Origin of the sequence: Polaromonas aquatica, from assembly GCF_042659145.1 — a bacterium.
In the GTDB taxonomy this organism is placed as follows: Bacteria; Pseudomonadota; Gammaproteobacteria; order Burkholderiales; family Burkholderiaceae_C; genus Polaromonas; species Polaromonas aquatica.
In genome coordinates, this window is the sequence record NZ_JBHSRS010000053.1 from 1 (window position 1) to 2,902 (window position 2,902).

Sequence of the window (2,902 nt, forward strand, 5' to 3'; positions counted from 1 at the left end):
CCGGGCATGGCCATGGGCACGTCGGCAACAGCTACCGCGACAGAAGGTGAGGTTCGCAAGATCGACAAGGAAAACCAGAAAATCACCCTGAAGCATGGCGACATCAAAAACCTCGACATGCCCGGCATGACCATGGTCTTCAAGGTCAAGGATGCCGCCATGCTGGACAAGGTTCAGGTCGGCAGCAAGGTCAGGTTCAAGGCCGAAAAATCGGATGGCGCGATCGTCGTGACCAGCGTGGAACTGGCCCAATAAGCGGAGCGCCTGAAGAACGCCGGCGTGGCCGGCACAGCCACTATTTCGTCACCTTTTAACAAGAACAATGAGATCACCATGGATGAACTGAAACGCAGATCGCTCCAGTCGCTGCTTGGCCTGGGCGCCCTCGGTGCGCTTCCAGCCGCCTGGGCCCAGCTGCGAGCCGTCGAGATCGGCGCCGTGCCGGTCAACCGCGCCTACGACCTGACAGTCGCTGAAACGGCGCTCAACATCACCGGCAAGCCTGCCATGGGCATCACCATCAACGGCACCATGCCGGGGCCGGTGCTGCGATTCAGGGAAGGCGACGAGGTCGTCATCCGCGTGACGAATCAGCTCCGCGAAATCACCGGCATTCACTGGCATGGACTGCTGGTTCCCAACAGCCAGGATGGCGTGCCGGGCGTCACCTTTCCGGGGATTCAGCCCGGCGAAACGTTTACCTACCGCTTCAAGCTGCGCCAGTCGGGAACCTACTGGTACCACAGCCATGCGGCTCTACAGGAAGCGGCCGGGTATTTCGCCCCGATCATCATTGACCCGATCAAGCCCGACCCGTTCAAGTACGACCGCGAATACCTCGTGATGCTGTCGGACTGGAACGACACGCCGCCGCCGCAAGTGCTGGCGAACCTCAAGAAGGTGGATGGTTACTACAACTACCGGCGCATCACGACGCCCCAGTTTCTCGCCCAGCTGCGCAATGCGCCCGACAAGAAGGCGCGCGAAGCCATCTGGAATGAACGCATGGAATGGGCCAAGATGCGCATGGACCCGACCGACTTCAGCGATGGCGGCGACGAGTGGACTTTCCTGATGGCGGGTAAAAAACCCGCCGAAAACTGGACCGCGCTGTTCAAGCCCGGCGAACGTGTGCGCTTGCGTTTCATCAACGCCTCGCCGATGAACATGTTCGATGTCCGGATTCCAGGACTGCCCATGACGGTGGTGCAGGCCGACGGCCAGAACGTCAGCCCTGTCGAAGTCGATGAATTCCGTATCGGCAACGGTGAAACCTACGACGTGATCGTGCAGCCCAGGGAAGCCAAGGCCTACAGCATTTTTGTGCCGACCATCGCACGCATCGGCTACGCACTCGGAACGCTGGCTCCCGAGCTGGGCATGAGCGCCCCGGTGCCCGACATGGGTCCGAAGCCCGTGCGTACGATGGACGATATGGGCATGGCCGGCATGGACATGAGTGGCGCAGCCGATACATCGGGCGCAGCGGATGCTTCAGGCATGGCAGGCATGCCCGGCATGGAGGCCAAGCCCGCTGCGAGCACAGCCATGACAGGTATGGCTGGAATGGCTGGAATGGCTGGCATGGCAGGTATGGACATGGGCAAGCCAGCCGCCAAGGCGACAGGCGGGTCGATGGCCATGCCTTTGAAGCCTGCCGACAAGGCCATGGCTGACATGCCTGGCATGGCAGCGCCCGGCAAGCCGGCGGACTCCATGGCAGGTATGCCTGGAATGGCCGACGCGTCGGGCTCCGCCCTGATCGTTGCGCCCGTCGATGCGGACGGCCTGCGCCGGCTGAAATACACGCTGCTGCGTGCTGCCACCCGCAACGCCGACAACCGGGCACCGGAAAGGGAGCTGTTGGTCCGGCTGACCGGCGACATGACGCGCTATTTCTGGTCGATCAACGGCAAAAAACTTTCCGATGCCAAGCCCTTCAAGATGGGCCTGGGCGAGCGTGTGCGCATCAAGATGGTCAACGAAACCATGATGGAGCACCCGATGCACCTGCACGGTGTGTTCATGGAACTGGTCAATGGCAACGGCGCCTTTGGTCCGCGCAAGCACACCATCATCGTGCCGCCGGCGCAAACGGTGGAGCTCGATGTCACCTACGAGGACGAAGGCACCTGGGCCTTCCACTGCCATCTTTTTTACCACGCAGCGACTGGCATGTTTCGCCTTGTCGAAGTAGCTTGAACCTAACCACAATGAACAACAATCTCAACCGTATAGCATCGGTGCGCTGGCTCGCCGCCGCCGTCCTCGGCTTGTCCGCCCTGTCGGCGCAGGCCGTGGAGGACGAATCGATTTATTCCTACACCAGGGTCGAAGCCGGAACCGGCAAGGTACGCGGCCAGGCGGGCTCAAGCCAGTCGCTAGCCGTCGATGGCTGGGTCGGCGGCGACTTCAACCGCCTGTGGTACCAGTTCGACGGAGAACGCACAGGTGGACGAACCGAAGCTTCGGAGCTGCAACTGCTCTACGGCCGCTACATCGCCCCGTTTTGGGATGCGCAGGTGGGCCTGCGCCATGACGAGCGACCCGGGCAGCGCGACTACCTCGCCGTGGGCGTGCGCGGCCTTGCGCCCTACGCCTTTGACGTTGACCTGAAACTGTTTGTCCGCAACGACGGCAAGGTGTCTGCGCGCACCCGCTTTGAAAACGACTTCCTGCTCACCAACCGCTTCATCGCGCGTCCCTACATCAACGTCGAGTGGTCGGCCTCCAACCTCGACCCCACCGTGCGCCGGGGGCCCTACCAGACCGATGTCGGCCTTCAGGCGCGGTACGAATTCAACCGCCGGGTTGCACCCTATGTCGATGTTTCACGAACCTTCTATCCGCGCGCGCAATCGGGCGGGCAGAGACCAGCCACCACGGTTCGCGCCGGCTTGCG

The 2,902-nt window shown here is 62.2% G+C and carries 3 protein-coding genes; all 3 read left to right on the forward strand.

Annotated features, from left to right (window positions below):
- Window positions 1-6: 6 nt before the first annotated feature.
- Entirely contained in the window at window positions 7-255 is a 249-nt protein-coding gene (locus ACFQND_RS12360) for a copper-binding protein (RefSeq protein ID WP_377413659.1), read from the forward strand.
- A gap of 78 nt (window positions 256-333) precedes the next feature.
- Window positions 334-2,202 (forward strand): copper resistance system multicopper oxidase, encoded by a 1,869-nt coding sequence (locus ACFQND_RS12365; RefSeq protein WP_133611415.1) that lies wholly within the window; start codon window positions 334-336, stop codon window positions 2,200-2,202.
- Between the two features lie 11 nt (window positions 2,203-2,213).
- A partial coding sequence (locus ACFQND_RS12370) for a copper resistance protein B (RefSeq protein WP_377413657.1) occupies window positions 2,214-2,902 on the forward strand: 689 nt, incomplete at its 3' end.

Excerpts from the sequence above, each read along its gene's own strand:
- ACFQND_RS12360 (WP_377413659.1), top strand. The coding sequence starts at position 7 with ATGGCCATGGGCACGTCGGCAACAGCTACCGCGACAGAAGGTGAGGTT.
- ACFQND_RS12365 (WP_133611415.1), top strand. The coding sequence starts at position 334 with ATGGATGAACTGAAACGCAGATCGCTCCAGTCGCTGCTTGGCCTGGGC.